The sequence below is a fragment of the Labrenzia sp. ATLA3 genome, assembly GCF_057180185.1.
In genome coordinates this window covers 690,442-712,574 of the sequence record NZ_JBXUKV010000002.1, presented here as the reverse complement: position 1 = coordinate 712,574, position 22,133 = coordinate 690,442, and the positions used below count along the sequence as shown (strand labels likewise).

The window sequence follows — 22,133 nt, the reverse complement described above, 5'->3', positions numbered from 1 at the left end:
AGAGGCAATCCGATGGCGGACAAGAAAAACGATATCGAGCTGATGCGCCAGATGCACACGGTCCTCGTGCTGCATTTCCTGGAAGGCAAGAAGCAATCGGAGATCGCCGAACTGCTGAACCTGTCGACGTCCAAGGTCAACCGGCTGATCACCCAGGGTCGCAAGATGGGCATGATCAAGATCGATATCGAAAACCCGTTCCAGCGGCTGACGGATCTGGAGAATCTGCTGGAACAGGCGACGCCGCTTTCCAAGGCACTGGTGACCTCGTCTGTCGAGGGCAGCCCCAACACGACACTGAAACAGGTCGGGCTTGCCGCAGCCAATCATCTGGTGGAGACCATCCGCGACGGCGACATCATTGCGATCACGGGCGGCAAGGCGGTCGGTGCGGTGGTGCAGAACATAGAGGCGGACCGGAAGTTCGACGTCACCGTGGTGCCGCTGACCGGAGGGGTGCAGGGCAAGTACCACACGGACGTCAACCATCAGGCGAGCCTCATGGCCGAGAAACTGGGTGGCACCGCGCTGCAGCTTCATGCGCCGCTCTTTGCCGAAAGCCGGGAACAGCGCGACATGCTGATGGAGGTCGCCTCCATCCGCCAGGTTCTGGATCTGGCGCGACAGGCGACCATTGCTCTTGTCGGCATCGGCTCCATTGCGGCGCCCGGGTCGAGTTACTACGACCTGCACCCGATGCCGGAATCGGATCGCAAGATGCTGATTGGCAGCGGCGTCAGTGCCGAATTTCTGGCCTACCTGATGCGCCAGGACGGAACGGTGGCCGATTACGCACTCAATTCGAGGCTGGTTGCCCTGGCACCGGAGGAGCTGCGGCGCTTCAAGCGCGTCATCGGCGTGACCTCGGGCGAGGAAAAGGTCTGGCCGATCCGGGCGGTCCTCAACGGAAACTATCTGAATTCACTCATCTTGGACGAGGACACCGCGGGAGCGGTCCTTGCAACCATGGAAGGCAAACAGAATGTTGCATGAAATGCTGACACGCGAGATCGGACGTTCCAGCATCAAGGCGTCGGCTATCGGGCTCGGCACATGGGCCATCGGTGGCTGGATGTGGGGTGGCACGGATGAGGCCAAGTCGATTTCCGCAATCCAGGCCTCCATCGACGAAGGCGTCAGCCTGATTGATACCGCGCCGGCCTATGGCCAGGGGTTGGCGGAAGAGATCGTCGGCAAGGCTATTGCCGGTCGGCGCGACAAGGTGGTGCTGGCAAGCAAATGTGGCCTCGTCTGGCACACGCAGAAGGGTAATCACTTCTTCGATTACGACGGCAAGCCGGTGCATCGCTATCTCGGCAAGGATGCGATTGTCTACGAGGTCGAGCAGAGCCTGAAGCGGCTCGGGACCGATTACATCGATCACTACATCACGCATTGGCAGGACCCGACCACGCCGGTATCGGAAACCATGGAGGCCCTGGAGACGCTGAAGACCCAGGGCAAAATCCGCTCGATCGGCGCCAGCAACACGACCGTCGACGATGTGAAAGCCTATCTGGCTGCCGGGCAACTGGACGCCATCCAGGAAGAATATTCGATGATCAAGCGCGACATCGAGGAAACCCATGTGCCGCTCTGTCTTCAGGAAAAGGTCTCGGTGCTGAGCTATTCGTCGCTAGCGCTGGGCCTTCTGACCGGAAAGATTGGCCCGGATCGGACCTTTGAAGGCGATGACCAGCGTAAGGACAATCCTCGCTTCTCGGTCGTAAACCGCCGCAAGGTTGCCGAGCTGATGGGCGCGATTGCACCGATAGCAGATGCCCATGGCGCGACAAAGGCCCAGGTGGTGATCGCCTGGACGCTGCAACAGCCGGGTATCACCTTCTCGCTCTGCGGGGCGCGTGATCCGGAGCAGGCGCGGGAGAATGCAAAGGCAGGGCGTCTCAGGTTGTCCGAGGAGGAAATCGGGGTCATCGGCAAGGCTGCCGCGACCCATCTGACAGACCTCGCGGCTTAAGAGATTTCGATAGTGACATTGGAAAGGGCGCCGGACACCTGTCCGGCGAACGGGGAAGGCATGTCCGAACAACGGCAAGAAAAATGGGACCGCATCGCGCGTGACGGCGCCTTCGATGCCGTTGTCGTCGGCGGCGGTATCAACGGGATCGGGGTCTACCGGGATCTGGCGCTCCAGGGCGTCAGGGTGTTGCTGGTGGAACGCAATGACTTCTGCTCCGGGTGCAGCTCGGCGCTGTCGCGCATGATCCACGGCGGATTGCGCTATCTGGAAAACGGCGAGTTCGACCTGGTGCGTGAATCCCTTCGGGAACGCGATGCACTGCTGGTCAATGCGCCTCATCTGGTGCATCCATTGCCAACCGTCATTCCCATCGGCTCGCTCTTTTCCGGTCTGTTGAACAGCGCGGCAAGTTTCGTCGGCTTTTCGGGCCAGCCCGCCAGCCGGGGCGCGGTGCCGATCAAGCTTGGATTGACGCTCTACGACTGGGTAACCCGCAAACGCCGACTGTTGCCGAAGCATCAGTTTCGGGGGGCGAAGGCGACCCGTGACACCTGGCCGGGTCTCTCCGGTGCCATCCGCTGTTCGGCCACCTATCACGATGCCTGGATCAGCCACCCGGAGCGGCTGGGGCTGGAGCTTGTCAGGGACGTGGAAGAGGTGGCGCCGAACTGTGTCGCGCTCAACTATGCCTGTCTTGAGCCGGAGGGGGATGAGTTTTTCCTGCGCGATGAGGTGAGTGGGCGCAGGGAAAAAATATCGGCGAAGATCATCGTCAACGCGACGGGTGCGTGGCTGGACGATGCCATCGACGAGCTGGCCGGCAATTCCGGCCACGAACGGTTGGTGTCAGGCACCAAGGGGTCTCACCTCATTCTCGATAATCCCGCGCTGGAAAAGGCGCTTGGCGGCCATATGGTCTATTTCGAGAACGCGGATGGCCGGGTCTGCATCGTGTTTCCGTTCTTCGGCAAGGTGCTGGCCGGGTCGACGGATATTCGCGTCAAGACGGCCGAGCGCGTGCGCTGTGAGCCGGAAGAGGAAGCCTATATCCTGGGCTCGCTCCGCCTTGTTTTTCCGGCGATTGATTTCAGCGCGGAGGATATCGTCTTCAGTTACAGCGGCATCCGGCCGTTGCCGAAAAGCGATCATGACTTTACCGGCCGGATTTCCAGAGGCCATTTCACCACCCGCATCGAAGGCCCCGTTCCGCAGATCTGCATGATCGGCGGCAAATGGACCACGTTCCGTGCCTTTGCCGAACAGGCAGCCGATGAGGTGCTTGGCGCGTTAGGCCGGACGCGGAAAGTACAAACCCAGACGCTTCCCATCGGTGGCGGCAAGGGCTTTCCGCAAGCGGCGACGGTTCTGGAGCGTGACCTTGCTGCCAAATACGACATCAGTTTGGGTCGGGCAGCCCATCTTGCAGGCACTTACGGCACAACGGCGCTGAAACTCCTGGCGTTCTGTCAGAGGCGTTCGGACGATCAGGGTCTTGCCTCCGGGACAGAGATCACCGCGGCGGAAGTCGCCTTTCTTGCGCGGCATGAAAATGTCGTGACCCTTGCCGACATCGTTTTGCGACGAACGACACTCGCCATCAGAGGGCTGCTGAGTGAGGAACTTCTCGACAAGCTGGCTGCCACGGCCGGTGAAGAACTCGGCTGGTCCGAGGAGGAGTGCAAGGATCAGCGCGACCGGCTGATTGAAGACCTTTCCATCTACCACGGCGTCTCCCTCGACGGCCGCCGGAACGAAGACATGAGCAGGAGCAGAATATGCGTTTGAGCCCGAAAGCCCGGATGAACCGGATGTTCACCCACGGTGGCTGTCTGGATGTCGCCGTCGATCACGGCGTGTGCAACGAACCGAGCTTCATGGTTGGTCTGGAAGACATGGCGGGCGTTGTCGATACGCTGGTCAAGGCTGGCCCGGATGCGATCCAGATGGCCTACGGTCAGGCGGACCTGTTGCAATCGCGTCCGGAAAAAGACAAGCCGGCGCTGGTGATGCGCATCGACATGGGTAACCCCTACAATGACCAGCGCCACCGGGTGATGTGGTCGCTGCTGCAGAATGCCGACGAGCCGATCATCGGCGCGCTGGAGATGGATGCCGCCTGTGTGGTGGTCAATCTGTTCATGTTGCCGGACGAGCCGGAGCTGTTCCGCCAATGCGTTGAGAATATCTCCAGGGTGCGTGCCGCCTGCCACAAATACGGCATGCCGCTGATGATCGAGCCGCTGGTGATGCTGCCGAATGATGTCCGCGGCGGCTATCAGGTCGATGGCGATGCGGACAAGATCGTGACCCTGGTTCGGCTCGCCAGCGAGATGGGAGCCGACATCATCAAGGCCGACCCGACCGAGAACGCAGACGACTTCCACCGGGTGGTGGAAGCGGCGCGGGTGCCCGTTCTGGTGCGCGGCGGCGGCAAGGAAGACCTGAAGACCGTTCTCAACAAATCCGCTGCGCTGATGCGTCAGGGCGCCAAAGGCATGGTCTATGGTCGCAACATCTACCAGCACGACAATCCGAAGGCGGTGGTTGCAGCGCTGATGGCGATGATCCACAACGGTGCTGACGGCGACGAAGCATGGGACATCTACAACCGTGGCTGACGACAGGACTTATCTGCTGGGGCTCGATGCCGGTAACACGGTGATCAAGGCTGTCCTGTTTGATCTGGCGGGCCGACAGGTGGCGATGAGTGCTCTGGACGGGCAATCGTTTTCACCCGCTCCCGGACATGTGGAACGGGATCTCGGCGAGTTGTGGCGCAATGCGCAAACGGTGATCCGGGAATGCCTTGAGAAAGCTGCTGTCGCGCCGTCGCAGATCGCGGCGGTGGGGTGCGCCGGGCATGGCAACGGGCTTTACCTGCTGGACAGGAACCATCAACCGCTGCTCGGCATCCAGTCGCTGGATACGCGGGCGGCAGATCATGCAGGCAAGCTGCGTGAGGCGAATGGCGACCGGCTGCATGAGCTGTGTCTGCAGGAGCCCTGGCCGTCGCAGACACCGACGCTGCTTGCCTGGATCAAGGACAACCGGCCGGACCTTTATGCCCGAGCCGGAACCGTGCTGCTATGCAAGGACTTCATCACCTTCAAGCTGACCGGAGAACGTGTCAGCGATATTTCCGATATGTCGGGATGCGGTTTGCTGCGTTTGCCGGAGAACAGCTACGACACCGCGCTTCTGGATCTCTATGGCATCGGCGAAGCCGAAGCGATGTTGCCGCGTCTGGTGGAGCCGGTGGAAATCGCCGGTCACATTACAGCCGAAGCTGCAAAGGCAACCGGACTGACCGAAGGCACGCCTGTTGTTGGCGGTTATTTTGATGTGATTGCCAGTGCGCTTGGGTCCGGGGTCATCCATCCCGGCGAAGCCTCGATCATTGCGGGCACCTGGAGCATCAATCAGGTGTTTTCCGAAGCACCGATTGTCGACAAGGCCATGTTCATGGCCTCCGGCTTTGCGTCCGGCCGTTTCGTCAACATCGAATCCAGCGCGACCTCGGCCGCCAACCTGGAATGGTATGTGCGAGAGCTGGTGGAGCGCGGTGAACATCACGACGACCCGTTCGGCTATTGCAATGCAAGGATCGCGGAAGTCACGCCCGCAGCAAACGATCCGTTCTTTCACCCGTTCCTTTATGGCTCCCGGCTCGGAGCGGATTTTCGTGCCGGCGTCTATGGTCTGGCCGGCTGGCATACGGAAGGTCATCTGCTCAGGGCCTTGTTTGAAGGCGTCGTCTTCGAGCATCGTCGACATATCGAGGTGCTCGGGAGCGCTGGGGCCGCCTTCGACCGGGCGGTGCTTTCCGGAGGCGGGTCGCGCAGTCCGGTCTGGCCGCAAATGTTCGCCGATTGCCTGGGTGTGCCGATCACCGTTGCCGAGGCCCGCGAGACGGGCGCGCTGGGCGCGGCAATCGGGGCCGGTATCGGTGCGGGCCTGTTTGCCGACTACGAGGCAGCGGTTGCCGCGATGACCCGGATGCAACGGGAATACATGCCGGATGAGGCGATGAAACGTCATTACGACCGGCGCTACGGGACCTATTGCAGACTGACAGATGCCCTGCGGCCCATCTGGGCGGAAACCCAGGCGGTGGACCAATAGTCCTCTTGGAGGAATTGCCGAGACGCCAGGATGTTCTACTGTGAGACCAACAGCCAGGCGAAATCGCACCGGCGGGCGTTGGGACATGCCTTGAGATTGGCCGTCCGGCACGACGCAGACCATCGATATCTGAACCGCAGCGAAAAGACTGTGGACGGGAAATGGGCGGGAAACGGGAAACGACATGAGCGGTTCGACTTCACTTGAGGGAACGTACGATTATGTGATCGTCGGGGCTGGAACGGCCGGCTGTGTTCTGGCCAACCGGCTGAGCGAGGATCCTTCGGTCAAGGTGCTGCTTCTGGAAGCGGGTGGCTCGGACAATTACCACTGGGTGCATATCCCGGTCGGCTATCTGTTCTGCATCGGCAATCCACGCACCGACTGGATGATGAAGACAGCCAACGAACCCGGCCTCAACGGGCGCAGCCTCGTCTATCCGCGCGGCAAGGTTCTGGGGGGCTGCTCCTCGGTCAACGGCATGATCTACATGCGTGGCCAGGCGGCGGATTACGATCACTGGCGCCAACTCGGCAATACCGGGTGGTCTTGGGACGATGTGCTGCCCTATTTCCTGAAATCGGAAGACCACCATGCCGGCAAGTCCGGTTTGCATGGCGGTGGCGGCGAGTGGAAAGTCTCCAGGCAGCGGCTGAAATGGGAAATCCTGGAAGCCGTTCAGAAAGGGGCGCAGGAGTTCGGTGTTGAGCCGCGGGCGGATTTCAACGACGGCAGCAACGAAGGCAGCGGCTTTTTCGAGGTCAACCAGAGTGGCGGGGTCCGCTGGAACACGGCCAAGGGTTTCCTTCGCCCGGCTCTGAAGCGTCCGAACCTGCGCGTCATCACCCATGCGGAAACAAAATCGATCCTGCTGGAAGGCAAACGGGCGGCGGGCGTGACCTTCACCGTGAAGGGACAGGACGTGAGCGCGCGGGCGGAGCGCGAGGTTCTGCTTGCGGCCGGTGCGATCAATTCACCGAAGCTTCTGGAGCTGTCCGGCATCGGCAGTGGCGATGTGCTGTCCCGCTACGGCATCGAGCTGAAACACGAACGCGCCGGCGTGGGCGAGAACCTGCAGGACCACCTGCAGATCCGCACGGTTTACAAGGTGCAGAACACCAGGACACTGAACACCATGGCCAACAGCCTGTTCGGCAAGGTCTCGATTGCACTGCAATACGGGCTGACCCGGTCGGGGCCCATGTCGATGGCCCCCAGCCAGTTCGGCATGTTCACCAAGTCCGATCCTTCACTGGAAACGCCGGATCTCGAATATCACGTCCAGCCGCTTTCGACCGACAAACTGGGCGATCCGCTGCATCCGTTCCCGGCCATCACGGTGTCGGTGTGTAATCTTCGTCCGGAAAGCGTCGGCTCGTCCCATATCCAGAGCGGGAATGCCGCACAGCAGCCTGATATCAGGCTGAACTACCTGTCGTCGTCGAAGGACAAGATTGTTGCCGTCAAATCCGTGAAGCAGGCGCGGCAGATCATGACGGCGAAAGCCCTGCAGCCGTATCAGCCTGAGGAAATCCTGCCGGGGCCGACGGTCGATAGCGACGAGGACCTTTTGAAAAAGGTCGGCGATATCGCCACCACGATCTTCCACCCTGTTGGCACCTGCCGCATGGGCGTGGACGAACAGTCCGTTGTCGATCCTCAGCTCAAGGTTCACGGGCTCGACGGGCTTCGGGTCATCGATGCCTCGATCATGCCCAGGATCGTTTCGGGCAACACGGCGTCTCCCGTAGTGATGATCGCGGAAAAGGCGGCGGACATGATCCGGGCGGAGCGACGGGCTTGAGGGGGAGTCTGGCCGGAGAAATGTGTGTGTGCTTTTAGTCTTTTCTACTGAACTCTACCCACCCACTGCCTCATCCTGAGGAAGCGCCTTGGCGCTGTCTCGAAGGATGGGCGGCGGGCTCCGGAACAAGCAGCCCATCCTTCGAGACGGACCTGTCGGTCCTCCTCAGGATGAGGATAAAGGAGGGAAGGCGTAACTTGATGTTGCGCGGCAAGCTCCTGAAACTTCGTGACTAATCCGCTGCCTTCACCCGATACGGAATAATGCCGCGCTGGCCGGAGTCGATGAAGGGTTCCTTGTCGACGGCGGGGAAGGCGCGTTGGTCGCAATTGTCCCTTGGGCAGATGCGGCAGTTGACGCCGATGGGTTCGGGTGAGGCGATCTCGTCGACTGCGAGCCCGTCGGCGTAGACCACCGCATCGGCGTATTGCACCTCGCAGCCGATGCCGAGCGCGTAGCGGCGCTCGCCGCTGCGATAGTCCGGCTGATGTTTGGTGATGCTGGTCGCGACACACAGGTAGCGCACGCCATCCGGCATCTGGGCAACCTGCGAGGTGAACTTGTTCGAGTTCTGCTCGAAGGCCTGATGCACGTTCCAGCGTGGGCAGGATCCACCGAAGCGGGCAAACTGGAACCGGGTTGCGCTGTGGCGTTTGACGACGTTGCCGGCCCGGTCGATCTTCACGAAATAGAACGGCAGCCCCTTGGCGCCGGGGCGCTGCAACGTCGACAGGCGATGGCAGACGGTTTCGATGCTGGCATCCAGACGGTTGGAAAGAAGCTGGATGTCGTGCCGGGTTTCCGCGACCGCTTTCAGGAAATCGTCATAGGCCAGGATCAGGGCGCCGGCGAAATAGTTCCTGAGGGCAAGCCGCGCGATGCTCTCCGCCGACTTGGTCTTGAACCGTGCTTTGGTGACCTCTTCGGAAATGAGGTCGCGCACGCACAGTTCCGCGATGACTGACCCCAGCAGGAAGCTTTTGGTCGACTGTGGCGTCGCACTGTAAAGGGTGATGGTGCGGGCAAAATCGTCCTGCCGGATCAGAGTGCCTCGATAGTCGGGAAATTCCTTCACCGTTATGCCGAAGCGTTCCTGCAGCCAGGCGGTGAGGGCCGCAAACTTGGAGGGGGCTTTGGAGAGTCCGATTTCCAGAGACAGTTTTTCAGCCGCCCGGTCGATGGAATCGACATAGTTGTCCATGTAATGGAAGTAGTCGCGGACTTCTTCGTAGGCCGATTTTCTGGGGCCGGGACCGCTTTCAGGGCTGCCGCCGAGCTGAACCAGATCGTCTTCGTTCGCTTCCCGGTCGTGATAGGTTCGCAGGGCCCCATAAAGATCCATGATCGCCTTGGTGACGCCCGGGGCCCGTGTCACCAGTTCATGCACTTCCTGCCGGCCGACGGAGGCTGTCAGAAACTGGGTGTCTGCAAAAATTTCCTGAAGATCCTGCACCACTCGGTCGAGATCGTTTTGTTCGAAGGCGGACAGATCAACACCGAAAATCCGGTTGATCGTCAGCAGCACCGAGGCGGTGACGGGGCGGTTGTTGTTTTCGATCTGGTTCACATAGGCGGTGGACAGGCCGATCTTCTTGGCGAGCTCCACCTGGGAGAGGCCGAAATCCGAGCGGATTTGCCGCAACGTGTGGCCGGAATAGAGTTTTTTGCTCACGTTCGACAGTCTCCGGGATCAAATTGCGAATCTTTAACAATATGCAGTATGCTATTTAACATTTTACAATAGCCGGGTAATGATGAAAAGTCCTGTCACCACGGAGGAAACAACCCCAAGGAACGTAGTGATGACCGCTCATTTCGCTTTGCCGACAAGTTCCGCAGTCAATGGTGGCACCGGCGCATTTGCCGCTGGTATCCGCTGGCCGATCAACCTCACCGAACTGGTGACGCCGCGCCAGCTCGAAATCATGGTGAAGCTGTGCGAAGGCAAGGTGAACAAGCAGATTGCCTATGAGCTGGACGTGTCGATTGCGACCGTCAAGGCGCATATCCGCAATGCCATCACCCGCCTCGGGGCGAAAAACCGCACCAACGCGGTTGCTATCGTTGCTGCAAACAGCGCGATTTTTCACAACGCAGCCGCCTGACACGGTGCAGGTCTGACCATCCGGACACTCGTTTGCAAATGAACGGGTGCTCGGATGCCAGCATCTTTTGATTTTCCGTCGCGCCTGGGTTGCTTTGTTCGGCCATAGGTGCACCGGCCAGAATTGTGCCAGCCCCATCGGCCGCGTGATAACGCAATAAAATCGCGAAACGCAGCCTTTCTGACGGCGCCATCGCCGTCAGCCGCTCGCGGCGGTTAGGTCAACAAACCGCCCGGCGAATTCGTCCATTCCGCCAATATCGCGCTTGCCGCAGAACTTCAGACAGCCCGTTTGATCATGGATGTGCGGATGCTTTCCACCTCGGTGCCAAGGTAATCGCAAAAGTCCTTCGCGACGATGGAGATCGGCCGGTGGGTCGGTGTCAGGATCGACAGGCTGTTTTGAATGCGTGGCCGGAACGGACGAAAGACGATCATGGGTGGTCCCATGCCGAGACGACCTTTTTCCTGAGCATTATAGGCTGTGATCATATCGCAGATCAGAGCGCAGAGACCTGCTTCAACGAAGCGGAGCCCGGGCCAGGCTGTCTGAAGCTCGAAGCGCTGGTTGAACCGGACGCCGGCATCGCGAAAGCGGGAGAGCGTCTGGCGGTGGCTGCGATGCTCGGAGTGAAGCAGCGCGAGCGGGTATCCATCCAGCTCCTTGGGTGTGATGACTTCCATCGAGGCCAAGGGGTCGGTTGCGGGCACTGCGCACATGCATTCCAGCTCGAAATCGATCTGGTCGAAAGAATTTCGCGCCCGCGGGGTTTCGGCAAATCCGATATCGAATTGCTGTGCAGCGATCAGTTCCTCGATTTCGGCTGAGGTTCTGCTTGCCAGGGAAACCTTGACGCTTGGTTTGTCGGCGATGAATTGCGCCAGACTATTGGGCAGGAAGTCGGCCGTTGCTTCGGGAATGCCGGCAATCCGCAACTGCCCGTGTTCCCGGTTGGCGAGGCCGCGCAGCGTGCGTTTGGAGATTTCAAGCCGTTTCAGAATGGCTTCGGCTTCTTCCAGAAAGAATTCGGCTTCCGGTGTCGGCACGAGGCGGCCCTGTTCACGTACGAACAGTTTCAGTTCGAGCTCTGTTTCAAGGCCTGCAATGGTGGAGCTGACCGCAGGTTGCGTTCGGCCAAGCGTGCGCGCGGCCTCTGAAATAGAGCCACTTCGCATGACCTCTCGAAAGGTCGCCAGCTGCCGAATAGAAAGATTCATGGTTCTGCGAGAACCGCCCTCCCAAATCTCTACAAGGATTAATGTGTCGCCTAAACAGGTTCAGGTCAATACACGTAGAAATTTGTTGTGTATTATTGTTGGCTTAGCTCAGAAAATTCGAATATTACCGATATCGAACTCGGGATATTGGTAATTGATGAATTTATTTATATTACCTTTACGTAACATATAGCCGCTTCCGGCCGTTCAAAACCGGTTCAGATCCGTATCAACGTGCCGGCGACCAGAGCCTTTCCATGTCGAAGCTCTTGACGTCTTCAAGCAGTTCGATGAAGCCACGCGCCGCGTGATCGAGCGATTGGCGTCCTTTTTCAGCGGTTGCGAGTGCGGCGTTGCCAAGTGCGCCGGCCTCGTTGAGGTCCTGCGCCTTCCAGCCGTATTGGGCCTTGCCGTGCCCGCGAAGATGCTTGAATTCCTTGAGGTAGCTTTGCTGTTGCGACGGAAAGTCGGTCGCAAGGTCCATGCGGACAAGGTCGGGGCGCAGATGCAGCATCAGCGAGGTCTCGATGTCGCCGCCATGAATGCCGTAGGTGAATTCCTCGTCGGCGTAGAGCCCGTCGGGCTGACCGAACCGAAGCCAGTTCGTGGCAGTCACGAACATGCCGTGCTTCACACGAAGCTCCCGGGCCACGATATCCAGCACGGGCACGTTGCCGCCGTGGGAATTGATCAGCACAAGCTTGCGGATTCCGGCCCGGGCGATGCTTTCGCCCAGTTCAAGCCAACAGCGTGTGACCGTGTCCCAGGCAAGCGTCAACGTTCCGGGCGAGGAGATGTGCTCGTCCGACTTGCCGACGGCCTGCACCGGCAGGAAGGTTGCCGGCAAACCATCTGGCAGGAGGTCAAGAACGCGCTGGATCTGCCCTTCGGCAATCGTCGCGTCCGTCGACAGAGGCAGATGGGGGCCATGCTGTTCGATAGCTGCCACGGGCAACACAGCGATCCAGTCCTCAATGCCGGGTGACTGGAAGTCGAGTGTCGTCATGTCTTGCCAGTACGGCTTGGGCAGCATCTATCTCTTCCGCTTTGAAACTACGTTACTTTCTCCTTCGCATAGCGTCCTCGGACAGGCAAGAGGCGGGGCAGGAGAGACCTTCATCCAGGCCTGTCTTCACGAAGTTATGATCCCGGTTTCTTAACCGGTGTTTAGAAATTGCTGACGTCTTTGCGGGAGAATAGGCGCCATGATCGGCGCAATCCTGTCAAATACGCCAGCGACGATCCTGAGAGGAAACGGTGTCGCGGCGGAGCGCGATCCTGGTTCGGGGGAGAACACCCCTGGCCGGGACCAGGCTTCTGCGCGCGCAAGTCAGGCAAGTGCTTCGGCAATCGCCATTCGGGGCGGCAACATACCCCCGTTGAGTGCCCAGGCCGTGATTGCGCTTCAGGAAGCCGACGGATCTGCTGCAGGGGCTGGACGTTCCCGTCCGGCTGCTGCGCCCGGAAATCCTGATGGCGAAGACGCCGAGACCGGCAACTCCGCAAATGCGGGAGCAGCCGGCGACGGGGCGGACACAGAGGCGGCGGCTGCCGGAAGCAGCACCGGTCAGGCGCAGGACGAAAGCACCAAGGACGAAGACCCCGATGGGGACGGCCTCGATCAGGCCGAGGAAAAACAGGTTGAAAAGCTGAAGCAGCGTGACCAGGAAGTTCGTGCCCACGAGCTGGCCCATGCCCGCGTTGGCGGCGCTCATGCCGGGGCGCCCAGCTATACCTTTCAGCAGGGGCCGGACGGCAAACGCTATGCCATAGGCGGCGAGGTTCAGATCGATACTTCGAAAGAGCGCACACCCGAAGCCACGATCCGCAAGATGCAAGTAGTCATTCGGGCTGCCACCGCGCCGGCCGATCCATCCTCTCAGGACCTGAAGGTGGCGCAGCAGGCAAGAGCCCAGATATCCGAAGCGCAGGCCGAGGTGCGGCAGAAGAAAACGGAAGAATTGTCCGGAGATGATGGCGACGGAGACATCGATGCCGCAACCGGTACCGACAGGGACCCTGCCGGTACGGATGGCGCCAAGGGGGCTGAAAACGCTGACGGAGCTGGGAGTGCCGAGGGAGGTGAAGGTTCGGGTGGACCGGGCGCCGACAGGGGCAGTGCCGAAACAGCGGCTGCGATTTCCGCCTATCAGTCCGCTATCGAGCGGACCAATGACATCCAGTCCCGGCTCTTCGGTCTGAATAGCTGAGCCGGTATCCTGGCCGGTTGGGTGTAGCGTGGGGTGCCGCTGCGTTCTCCTGCTGTCACAGGACCGGGCGTAACCGGAGGCTGCTTTCGCCGGGATTGGCGCTTGTCAGGTTGCTGTGTGCGTGACAGAAAGACGGTTCTCTTTCGGGCCGCTGCCCTCCCAGAAAATGTTAGCTTCATGTCAGTTTCAATCCAGCGCCAAGCCGTTGCCGCGCGCCGCGTCGTTTCGGCAATTTTTTTCATGTGCGGTACCAGTATCGGGACGTGGGCCTCGCGCATTCCCGACATCAAGTCCGCAACCGGGTTGGACGAAAGCGGTTTTGGCATTCTCCTGCTTGTGATGGCTTGCGGTGCCTTTGTTGCCTTTCCGATCACGGGAATGCTTATTGACCGTCTGGGCGCTGCACCCATGACCAAACTGCTGACGGTTGCCAACATCGTCAGTTTCGTTCTGGTCGGACTTGCGCCCGACGTGACCTTGTTGACCGCCGCCCTGTTCCTGGCAGGCCTCAACATCGGGGCGCTGGATATTTCCATGAACGGTTGGGGCGCCGAGGTGGAAAAGACGCTGGGGCGCCCGATCATGTCCTCCTATCACGGGCTTTACAGCCTGGGGGCGGGCGCCGCCGCACTGGCCGGTGGGCTTGCGATCACGGCCGGGCTGAGTGTCCTGTCGCATTTTGTGCTCTGGGGTGCGATTTCGGCACCGTTCCTCGTCTGGTACTGGCGTCAGGCCTGGCCGAAAAACGAGGTCCACAACGAAGATGGCAGCAAGGCACCGCTGTTTGCGATGCCCAAGGGAGCTCTTGTGCTTGTCGGGCTGATGGCTCTGGTGGCAGCATTGGGTGAAGGTGCGGTGACGGACTGGGCTGCGCTCTATCAGATCGAGGATCTTGGCATTTCCCAATCGCTTGCGCCGGCTGCCTTCACGATCTTCTCGATCGCCATGGTGATCATGCGCCTGGCTGGCGATCAGGTGATCGCCCGTTTCGGACCGGTGCGAACCGCCCGCGTAAGCGGTATCGTTGCCCTGTTGGGAGGTGTCCTGCTGGTCTCCGAAGCCGGTCTGTGGTCAGTCTGGGCGGGATGTTTCGTGATGGGCCTTGGATATGCGGTGCTGTTTCCGCTTGCCATGTCCCGGGCGGCCAGCGATCCGCATATGTCGAAAGGGGCTGCCCTCGCGGCTGTTGCCACGCTTGGCTATGGAGCCTTCCTGTTCGGGCCGCCGCTGCTTGGTTTTGTTGGCGACTATCTCTCGCTCAGGGCGTCTTTCATCACCGTTGCGGTGCTGACGGTGGCCATTCCGATGCTTGCAGGGGCGCTCAAGGTCAAGGATTGACGGACGCTGCGGAAGTGGTTCACACAACAGGAAAGCCGGAAGCGATCACATGACGTCACTGAACAAGGCTCCTGTCGTTGTATCCCTGAAGGGGATCGGCAAGGTTTTCGAAAACGGCACGACCGCACTCGACGATTTCTCCCTGGATGTGCGCGAGGGCGAGTTCGTGTCCCTGCTTGGGCCTTCGGGGTGCGGCAAGTCGAGCGCGCTCCGGATCATCGCCGGATTGTCCAGCCCTTCTGCCGGTACCGTTTCCTGGCCGATGGAGCGCAGCGGGCAGGATGAGCACGAGCTTGGGTTCGTGTTCCAGGAGCCGACGCTGATGCCGTGGGCCACGGTTTTTGCCAATGTCTGGCTGCCGCTGCGGCTAAAGGGCGTTTCCCGGCAGGCGGCCAAGGACCGGGTGATGGATGCCCTTGCGACTGTCGGTCTTGCCGATTTTGCCGAAGATTTTCCCCGTCAGCTGTCCGGTGGCATGAAAATGCGGGTCTCGATTGCTCGCGCGCTTGTCACCCGTCCAAAGGTTCTGCTGATGGACGAGCCCTTCGCCGCGCTCGACGAGATCACGCGGTTCAAGCTCAACAACGATCTGCTTCACCTGCAGAAGACCTTTGGTTGGACCGTTCTTTTCGTGACGCATTCGGTGTTCGAGTCTGTCTATCTCTCCAGCCGCATCGTGGTGATGGCGTCCCGACCGGGGCGGGTCATCCGCGAGATGGATATCGATGTGCCGTATCCGCGGGAAGATAGTTTCAGGACGTCTTCAGACTACAGTCAGTACTGCCGCGAGGTTTCCGACGCGCTTCACGGTGCCCTGGAACCGGCTGACGCTCTTTGAAGGTGCCCATAACAGGGAAAACGTGACCGCTTGCACCTGACATCCCCGATCCATTTGAGGCCGCGTGCGTTCGATGAAACAAAAGTTCGCTGGATATCAGGCGTCAACTCTGTGCAGTGTCGTTAAAATCGACTTTTGCCGGGCGGGTGTCATTTGACGGTTAAATACCTTCGCTAGGGTGCCTCCGCGTCATTGATGAACGTGATTAGAGTTGACTGGAAGACGGGGTTGCAGCGATGGCTTTCAATTACAAGAAAAGCATAACGTTCCGCCTGGTTCAGGCTGCAAAGGCGCAGCGGGCCCGGTCCGGGGCGCATCTTATGCGGATCGGTCTGCACCCGGGCCAGGAACTGGTGCTCAAGGTGCTGGCGGACACGGACGGACGCACGATGAGCCAGTTGGCTCTCGCGCTTGGCGTGCAGCCGCCCACCGTCACCAAGATGGTGACCCGGCTTTCCAGTCAGGGCTATGTGCGCCGTCAGGTCTCCGATACGGACGGTCGTCTTGCACGTGTCTATCTGACCGACGTCGGCCGCGAGCTTGTGGTGTCGGTTGACAAGGCCTGGAAGCGCCTGGAACGGGAAGCCATGTCCGGACTGGACGACAAGGACCGCAAGAAACTGCGCAAGCTGCTCCGGCAGGTCGAAAAGAACCTGTCGATCTCTGTCGATAATGACCCGGAACATGAAGCCGATTTCGACACCGACGGGGATGCTGCCGCCGAAGCCGAAGGCAAGGAAAAAGACAAGGCCAAGGAAAAGGAGCTGTCCGCTGCCTGACGTTTCTGCTCCGATTTCCCGCGTCAGCTGGCGCCCCGGCATCTTTGGATGGCAGCTGCGGCAAGATTAAAAATCTGTCATTTGCAAAGGCCGCTTGTGCGTCCTACCTGCGTTTTAGCCACGTTGGCATATACGGAGGTTACACATGCGATTGAGGTATCGGACCATAAACGAAGACCGTGGTGCCCGCCGGGCACAGGAGCTGCGTGACCGGTTCCGTCACGTCTCGGATGCTTCCATCAACCGGCCGCAATTCGGATTGAGGCAGGCACCTCAGGCCCGCACCTGGAGCGAAGTCAAATCCCGCCAGTCACAGTTCCAGGAGTTGATGGCCTGGAGCGTGCTGGCTGTTGTAATGGTCTTCATCGGAATGATGGTGTTTTAGGCTTCATTTCTCTCCATGCAGATGACCGGCGTCTGCGTGTGCACTCCAATCAAAGACCTGTGAAAATCAATCATGCGGCGAACGGTCCAACCGTTCGCCGCTTTTTTGTATCTTTATCCATGACAGATGCGGGATCGCGATGTGTGCTCTATCGTGTCGGCGTCAGGGTTGAGTGTGTCACCGCCGTCAGCCATGGACGCCGTGAGAGGCATGCGCCATTCGGTCGACTGCGAAATGTTGATGCGGAAAACGCGGCAGGCGTTCCCGAAAGTCGTCTGAAAAGCGGTATGCAGCTTGCGAGGCTATTTATACTTATGCGTTTATTTTTCCGATAAAATCGCTATAATTGCATGCGCATTTGTTTTCGCAGTCTGTGAGAGTGTGCGGTCGGCCTTATTTTGACCGGGTATACGCATATCCTCAGTCGATAGCCGGTAGCTGACAGCTGCACCGGCGCTTAGAAACAGACCCTATTGTTTTAACATTTCTCGACACGGTGTTGATCATGCCGGTAACCGGAGCAGAGCTGAAGCCGTATTTGGATGCCGACGAAGCCTCCGTCGATACAGTGCTGCGCCGGGTTCAGGGCTTTACGGACTCTCTGATGACGCTGGACGCATTGCGCAGCACTGTGGAGATCACCGGACAGTCTCTGGAAGATCTCCTGGCTGATTTTCTGAATGACGAAAACCTCGGCTGGGATTTCATGTATCACGTTAATCGGCCTGCGGTGCCGATCAACGATGCCAATTTCGATCTCGAAGACCTTGGCGATTTCGCGCACAAGATGCTGGGCTTCAAGCTTTATGTTTTCGATGAAAGCGGGTTTTGCGGAGTCGGGACGCTTGTTTCCCACCGGCTTGCGCTGACCGCCTGGCACGTGACCGTCAAGGACAAGCGAAAGGAGCGCCGAACCGGTCTCACGGTGCGCACGGAAGAAGGGCAAAAAAAGTTGCGCGTGCTTGGTGTGCGTTTCGAAAAGCCCTGTCACGATGGTGAATGGGATGCCGGTGTTCAGGATGCAACTATCCTGCGCGCCCATCCGGATGTTGCCTTGCTCGCCCTTGAGCAACCGATGACGACCTACTGCGAGTTGCCGACCAATCCGCCGGCTTGGATCACCGGAAGGCGGAAGCTGTGCCTGAGCCACAGGCAGGACGACAACGGCAGGGGCGTGACTTTCGTTACCGGACGGGCAACAATTGATGATCCGCCGCGCATTGAACTGGAATGGGAAGACGGCGTCACCCGGCCCGGCTCATCGGGCGGCTCGGTCTTCGATACGGATTTTGCATTTGTCGGCTTTCACCAGGGGAAACTGAATGGCGTGTCCAGGATCGTTCCCTATGCGACCTTCGCGGGCATCGATGCATTTTTGCAGGCAATTGCCGAGGATCGGGCGCCGCCTTACATCTTTTCCCTGACGGGGCGTGTCGACGGTCATCTGATTATCGGGCGTCAACGCTATTGTCACGCCATCCATGACGTCGTGAGGGGGGCGGCCCCAAACTTGCGCGGGATCTGGATCAAGCGGATGGAGATCGACGAGACGACCGGGCTGGAATTTTCCTACGATCTTTTGTGTCAGGTTCTGTCGCAGAACGGTCAACCGGCACAGGTCTTCAGGGTTGAACTGTCTCTGGAGATGGAAGACCTGCTGCAATCGTTGAACGAGAGACTTCATGGCGGTACGCCTCTGCTGGCACGGCCGGGTGCTGCTGAGGATGAGACCAGTGAAGGCGCAAGCGACAAGGACCGTGCCAGGCAACTTGTGGATCGCCTGGCCAAGGCGGCCGGGGCGAGTGAGGACAAGCCGGGCTGGATCTATTTCGACAATCCGCGTGGTGGTCTGCGCAAGGCGGCCCAGCAGCAACTTGAACTGCTTCTGGCAACGATCCTGAGCGATACGCGACTTCGATTTGTGATGGCTGGCGGGGAGACCTACAGCGTCCCCGGCCCGAAGGCGGAAAATGCCAGCGCTCTCACGGCGCCGGGTGTGATGGTGGATTATATCGGCCAGTTCGACCGAGAGGATGTGCGTTACACGCTGGAGGCAATCAACCGGTCCCTGGGGCTTGGCCTCAAGGACGATGCGGTCAAAAATGTTCTGGACCAGGCTCTTGCCGGCGTTGAAAGCCAGGGAACGGTCTACCGCAGCGCGGAGGTGAAGACCGTGTCGGAAAACTTGCGCAAGTTCCTTGCGAACAAACTTCCACGGGAAGGAGCGAGCGCACCATGAACAAGGACGGCGACCAGCTGACGGAAGGCCTGAAGGCGGCAATGCGGTTTGCCGCCACGCGCAAGACCTTCACGCCGCGCGATGCTGTGGAGGCAGCGTCGAAGGTACTGCAGGACAAGCTCACGCCTTTGACGATTGCCCGGCTGCTGGCAGAACTTAAAAAGGTCGTTCAGGAAGTATCCTCCGAACCTGTCTGGTCGCTCCGCAACGGGCCGCGCCACGGCATCTTGAAAAGCATCGAAACGCCTGAGGAAGATACGCCCGTTGCCAGAGCCCTGCGCGGCGATGAGCCGTTCTCGCAGGACAGCATCGAACGGTTGATTGCGGAAACGCCGGATCTGCCGGACGAGGACCGCCTCAAGCGGATCGAGGACATTTCGAGTGAGCTGGACCGGGCCGGGCCAAGTGCACCGGCCTATCCGTTGCTGGTGCGCCTGCGCGGGGTCATGAACCGCGTGGATGCCGCAAGGCGGGCGCAGACCATGCTGAGCCGGGAGTTTTTCGGCCGCGAGGAGGAATTGGCCCGCCTGCTAGACTGGTGCGCGCAACCTCAGGAGAAGACGCCTGTCCGCGCCCTTTTCATCACCGGCCTGCCGGGTATCGGCAAATCCTTCCTGATTGACCGCGCAATGGCGCAATACCGGTCCAAGCAGCAGGCTCCGGTCGTTCTGCGACTGGATTTTGACCGGCGCGGGCTGAACCTGGAAGATCCGGACAAGCTGGTGCATGAACTCTCCCGGCAGTTGGGGGATATCCTGACCGAGGAAGCGCCAAGGCTGCGTGATCTCAGGCTCAAGTATTCCGGCACCGCCGATACCTCCGGCACAACGGTCAGCAGCACGCTTCTACCGACTGAACTGATCGACGCCATGGGCGCTGCTGTGCGTTCGCACGGTGGGCAGGTCGTCCTGGTGCTGGATACGCTTGAAGTGTTGCGCGGCCATGGGGAAACCCGGCCCATTCTGCTGTTCGAGGTTCTGGACAACCTGGTGCGGGCGGGGCTGTCTCCGGTTTCGATCATCGCGGCCGGACGGGGCGATGCGCTTGATTCCGTCCGCAAACGCATTGAGGGCCCACCGCTTGAGTTGAACGGCTTGACCGAGGCGGAGTCCCGGGACCTTCTGGACACGCTGGGTGCGCCGCCGGACCTGCATGACAGGATCTTTGAACTTTCGCGCGGCAATCCGCTGATGTTGCGGCTGTCGGCGAAGGTGACCCAGGCAGACGACTTTGATCCGGGCGAACTGGAATACGGCGAAGCTGGCAGTGTCACGGAAGCCTATCTCTACCGGGCCATCCTGTCGCGAATTGATGATCCGCTGCTGGCAAAGCTGGCGCACCCGGGTCTCGTCCTTCGCCGGATCAGCGCCGAAGCAATCCAGTTCGTTCTGGCTCCGGCTCTCGGCCTTGACGAAGACATCGACGAAGCGGCCTCAAAACGTCTCTGGCAGGAACTCAGCAGCCATCACTGGCTGGTGGCTGTGGACGGTCAGGACTGGCTGAAACATCGCAGCGACTTGCGGCGGGAAATCCTGCCCATGCTTTATGTGGAGAAGCCTGAACTGGCAGCAAAGATTGACCGGGTGGCGGCAAGCTGGTTCGCCGGGATCGACCGCGAAACCGCACTTTATCATGCCTTTCAGGCAACGCGGGCCGGGGATGCGATGCCTGCGTTCACGGCCGGCGATGTTGCGGGCCTCAGCGATGACGAACTGGACGAGCTTCCTCTTCCTGCGGCCAATGCCATCTTGCAGGAGCGCGGTCAGCGCTCCCGCCGGGCGCGCTACACCAGCAGCGAGCAAGGGGCGCCGGAACCTGAGACCACGGGAACGCCGGCGGAAATCGAGCCCGAATTGATCCGCGAACTCGAGCACACCCTTCGGCGCGGAGATGTGTTGGAGGCCGAACACATCTTTACGCTCAACAACGCCTTCCCCCGAAATCCTGCGCCAACCAGTCCGGAAGCTGCCGCCACGCTTGCCTATTTCTGGCTGACCGGCCAATGGGCGCGGGCGATGTCCCTTTGGCGGCAACTGCCGAAATCCCTGCTGGACCAGCTGAGCCAGGAAGATCCCGGGCTCTATAGGCTGGTTCTGCTGGAAATCGCGGCGGAAGCGGATTTCGAGGGGCTTGTCGGCCGTCTGCGCGGCGACGAGAAACTGGCGGAGGCGGCGTGGCAGGCTCGTGCGGAAGGTTCCAGGATCGCCTTGAAGGGCGCACTGGATTTCGCGCTTCTGGCCAGCCAGGACGGATGGCAGGAGTATGCAGAGATCCTGGATCCGGTCGCCATGTCCGTCTTCCGGTTCGGCGAGAAAGAATCCGAATACCCGGCAGATGCCATCCGGTCCGGTGCGAACCGGGCGGAGCGGTTCGCGATCATGACCGGGGAGGAAAGCCCTGTCACGGATCAGCACACCATCGCCCGCATGAATCCGGCGATTGCCCCCTTGAGCGTTCTGGCGCGCATTCAGCACAGCCCACGCATGGCGCAATATCTGCGTGGCTTCTATGAGGGGCTGCACGAAACGATGTCCATGCTGGGGACGCCCGACCTTTTCGACAGTTTCGAACGCTACGCCAGCGATATCGAACTCGAGGGACCGGAAATTCTGGGCGCGCTCGGTCTGACCTGCGACTGGGCAGGGGCCTTTGCGATTTTCAATGCGGTTCCGGATGCTCCCACGGTCGCGCGCGCAGCCGAACGCTGGCGGCGCTTCAGCGGTGGCATCTGGTCCTACCCCGGAACGCCACCACCCGACTGGGGCGACGGCAATCGGGATGTGTTGCTCGAAGCTCGGGTGGAGTGCCTGCTTTCAGAAAATGACCCGCCCGCGACCGCAAGAGCCTTGTTGCGGCGACTGGCCTATGCCGCCGACTATCCCGACACGGAAGAAGGGGCGCGGCGCGCCCGCGGTGTGTTCGAACGGCGGTTGAAGCGGCCCTTGGCAAAGGCAATGACAGCCGGCGGCGCACAGGACATTGCGATGGTGCTGGCGCCCCGGCTCATGGGCCCGGCCCTTACGGCCGCACTGGCCGTGATCGGGGCAGATGCTGCAAGCAGAGACGAGCCGGTTGACGCGTCATCGCTGTTTTAAGCGGTCGCGCTATCAAGGTT

General features: G+C 60.2%; 17 protein-coding genes. 14 read left to right on the top strand and 3 right to left on the bottom strand.

All coding sequences use genetic code 11. The features are described 5' to 3' along the window. Window positions 1-12 precede the first annotated feature (12 nt). From AC2A6O_RS07730 to AC2A6O_RS07705, 6 genes are all read left to right on the top strand, one after another. Window positions 13-993, top strand: a complete 981-nt coding sequence (locus AC2A6O_RS07730) for a sugar-binding transcriptional regulator (protein ID WP_498926342.1) — start codon at window positions 13-15, stop codon at window positions 991-993. Beyond that, on the top strand, window positions 983-1,978 hold the full coding sequence (locus AC2A6O_RS07725; protein ID WP_148583056.1) for an aldo/keto reductase: 996 nt from the start codon (window positions 983-985) through the stop codon (window positions 1,976-1,978). Before AC2A6O_RS07730 ends, AC2A6O_RS07725 begins: the two co-directional genes overlap by 11 nt. 60 nt (window positions 1,979-2,038) lie before the next feature. After that, the gene (locus AC2A6O_RS07720; protein WP_498926341.1) at window positions 2,039-3,766 is read left to right on the top strand and encodes a glycerol-3-phosphate dehydrogenase/oxidase; all 1,728 of its coding nucleotides are present in this window, start codon (window positions 2,039-2,041) and stop codon (window positions 3,764-3,766) included. Next, window positions 3,757-4,599 carry a class I fructose-bisphosphate aldolase gene (locus tag AC2A6O_RS07715; RefSeq protein WP_498926340.1) on the top strand — a complete coding sequence of 281 codons (843 nt, stop codon included), beginning with the start codon at window positions 3,757-3,759 and terminating at the stop codon, window positions 4,597-4,599. Before AC2A6O_RS07720 ends, AC2A6O_RS07715 begins: the two co-directional genes overlap by 10 nt. Further along, window positions 4,592-6,103, top strand: coding sequence for an FGGY-family carbohydrate kinase (locus tag AC2A6O_RS07710; protein ID WP_498926339.1), 1,512 nt, complete (start codon window positions 4,592-4,594; stop codon window positions 6,101-6,103). Before AC2A6O_RS07715 ends, AC2A6O_RS07710 begins: the two co-directional genes overlap by 8 nt. Before the next feature lie 184 nt (window positions 6,104-6,287). Beyond that, window positions 6,288-7,907, top strand: a complete 1,620-nt coding sequence (locus AC2A6O_RS07705) for a GMC family oxidoreductase (RefSeq protein ID WP_498926338.1) — start codon at window positions 6,288-6,290, stop codon at window positions 7,905-7,907. A gap of 232 nt (window positions 7,908-8,139) precedes the next feature. Here AC2A6O_RS07705 and AC2A6O_RS07700 read toward each other — a convergent pair whose 3' ends face one another. Continuing rightward, window positions 8,140-9,579 (bottom strand): helix-turn-helix domain-containing protein, encoded by a 1,440-nt coding sequence (locus tag AC2A6O_RS07700; RefSeq protein ID WP_148583052.1) that lies wholly within the window; start codon window positions 9,577-9,579, stop codon window positions 8,140-8,142. 130 nt (window positions 9,580-9,709) lie between these two features. Here AC2A6O_RS07700 and AC2A6O_RS07695 point away from each other — a divergent pair, with 130 nt between their 5' ends. Next, a complete protein-coding gene (locus AC2A6O_RS07695) occupies window positions 9,710-10,012 on the top strand; it encodes a response regulator transcription factor (protein ID WP_498926337.1) in 303 nt (100 codons plus the stop codon). 278 nt (window positions 10,013-10,290) lie between these two features. On the opposite strand, the gene AC2A6O_RS07690 is transcribed toward AC2A6O_RS07695, so the two are convergent. Both AC2A6O_RS07690 and AC2A6O_RS07685 read right to left on the bottom strand, forming a co-directional pair. Next, window positions 10,291-11,229 (bottom strand): LysR substrate-binding domain-containing protein, encoded by a 939-nt coding sequence (locus AC2A6O_RS07690; RefSeq protein WP_148583050.1) that lies wholly within the window; start codon window positions 11,227-11,229, stop codon window positions 10,291-10,293. 229 nt (window positions 11,230-11,458) lie between these two features. Further along, the gene (locus tag AC2A6O_RS07685) at window positions 11,459-12,262 is read right to left on the bottom strand and encodes a creatininase family protein (protein WP_498926336.1); all 804 of its coding nucleotides are present in this window, start codon (window positions 12,260-12,262) and stop codon (window positions 11,459-11,461) included. A 172-nt stretch (window positions 12,263-12,434) separates the two neighbouring features. Between AC2A6O_RS07685 and AC2A6O_RS07680 the strand changes: the two genes are divergently transcribed. From AC2A6O_RS07680 to AC2A6O_RS07650, 7 genes are all read left to right on the top strand, one after another. Continuing rightward, complete coding sequence (locus AC2A6O_RS07680; protein ID WP_498926335.1) at window positions 12,435-13,439, top strand: putative metalloprotease CJM1_0395 family protein; 1,005 nt, start codon at window positions 12,435-12,437, stop codon at window positions 13,437-13,439. Window positions 13,440-13,616: 177 nt separating this feature from the next. After that, the gene (locus tag AC2A6O_RS07675; RefSeq protein ID WP_498926334.1) at window positions 13,617-14,777 is read left to right on the top strand and encodes an MFS transporter; all 1,161 of its coding nucleotides are present in this window, start codon (window positions 13,617-13,619) and stop codon (window positions 14,775-14,777) included. 49 nt (window positions 14,778-14,826) lie between these two features. Next, window positions 14,827-15,615 (top strand): ABC transporter ATP-binding protein, encoded by a 789-nt coding sequence (locus AC2A6O_RS07670; protein ID WP_498926333.1) that lies wholly within the window; start codon window positions 14,827-14,829, stop codon window positions 15,613-15,615. Between the two features lie 236 nt (window positions 15,616-15,851). After that, on the top strand, window positions 15,852-16,394 hold the full coding sequence (locus tag AC2A6O_RS07665; RefSeq protein ID WP_148583045.1) for a MarR family winged helix-turn-helix transcriptional regulator: 543 nt from the start codon (window positions 15,852-15,854) through the stop codon (window positions 16,392-16,394). 145 nt (window positions 16,395-16,539) lie between these two features. Next, window positions 16,540-16,779, top strand: coding sequence for a hypothetical protein (locus tag AC2A6O_RS07660; RefSeq protein WP_498926332.1), 240 nt, complete (start codon window positions 16,540-16,542; stop codon window positions 16,777-16,779). A gap of 505 nt (window positions 16,780-17,284) precedes the next feature. Further along, entirely contained in the window at window positions 17,285-19,018 is a 1,734-nt protein-coding gene (locus AC2A6O_RS07655) for a S1 family peptidase (protein ID WP_148583043.1), read from the top strand. Continuing rightward, window positions 19,015-22,113 (top strand): AAA family ATPase, encoded by a 3,099-nt coding sequence (locus tag AC2A6O_RS07650; RefSeq protein WP_498926331.1) that lies wholly within the window; start codon window positions 19,015-19,017, stop codon window positions 22,111-22,113. Before AC2A6O_RS07655 ends, AC2A6O_RS07650 begins: the two co-directional genes overlap by 4 nt. Window positions 22,114-22,133: the final 20 nt, after the last annotated feature.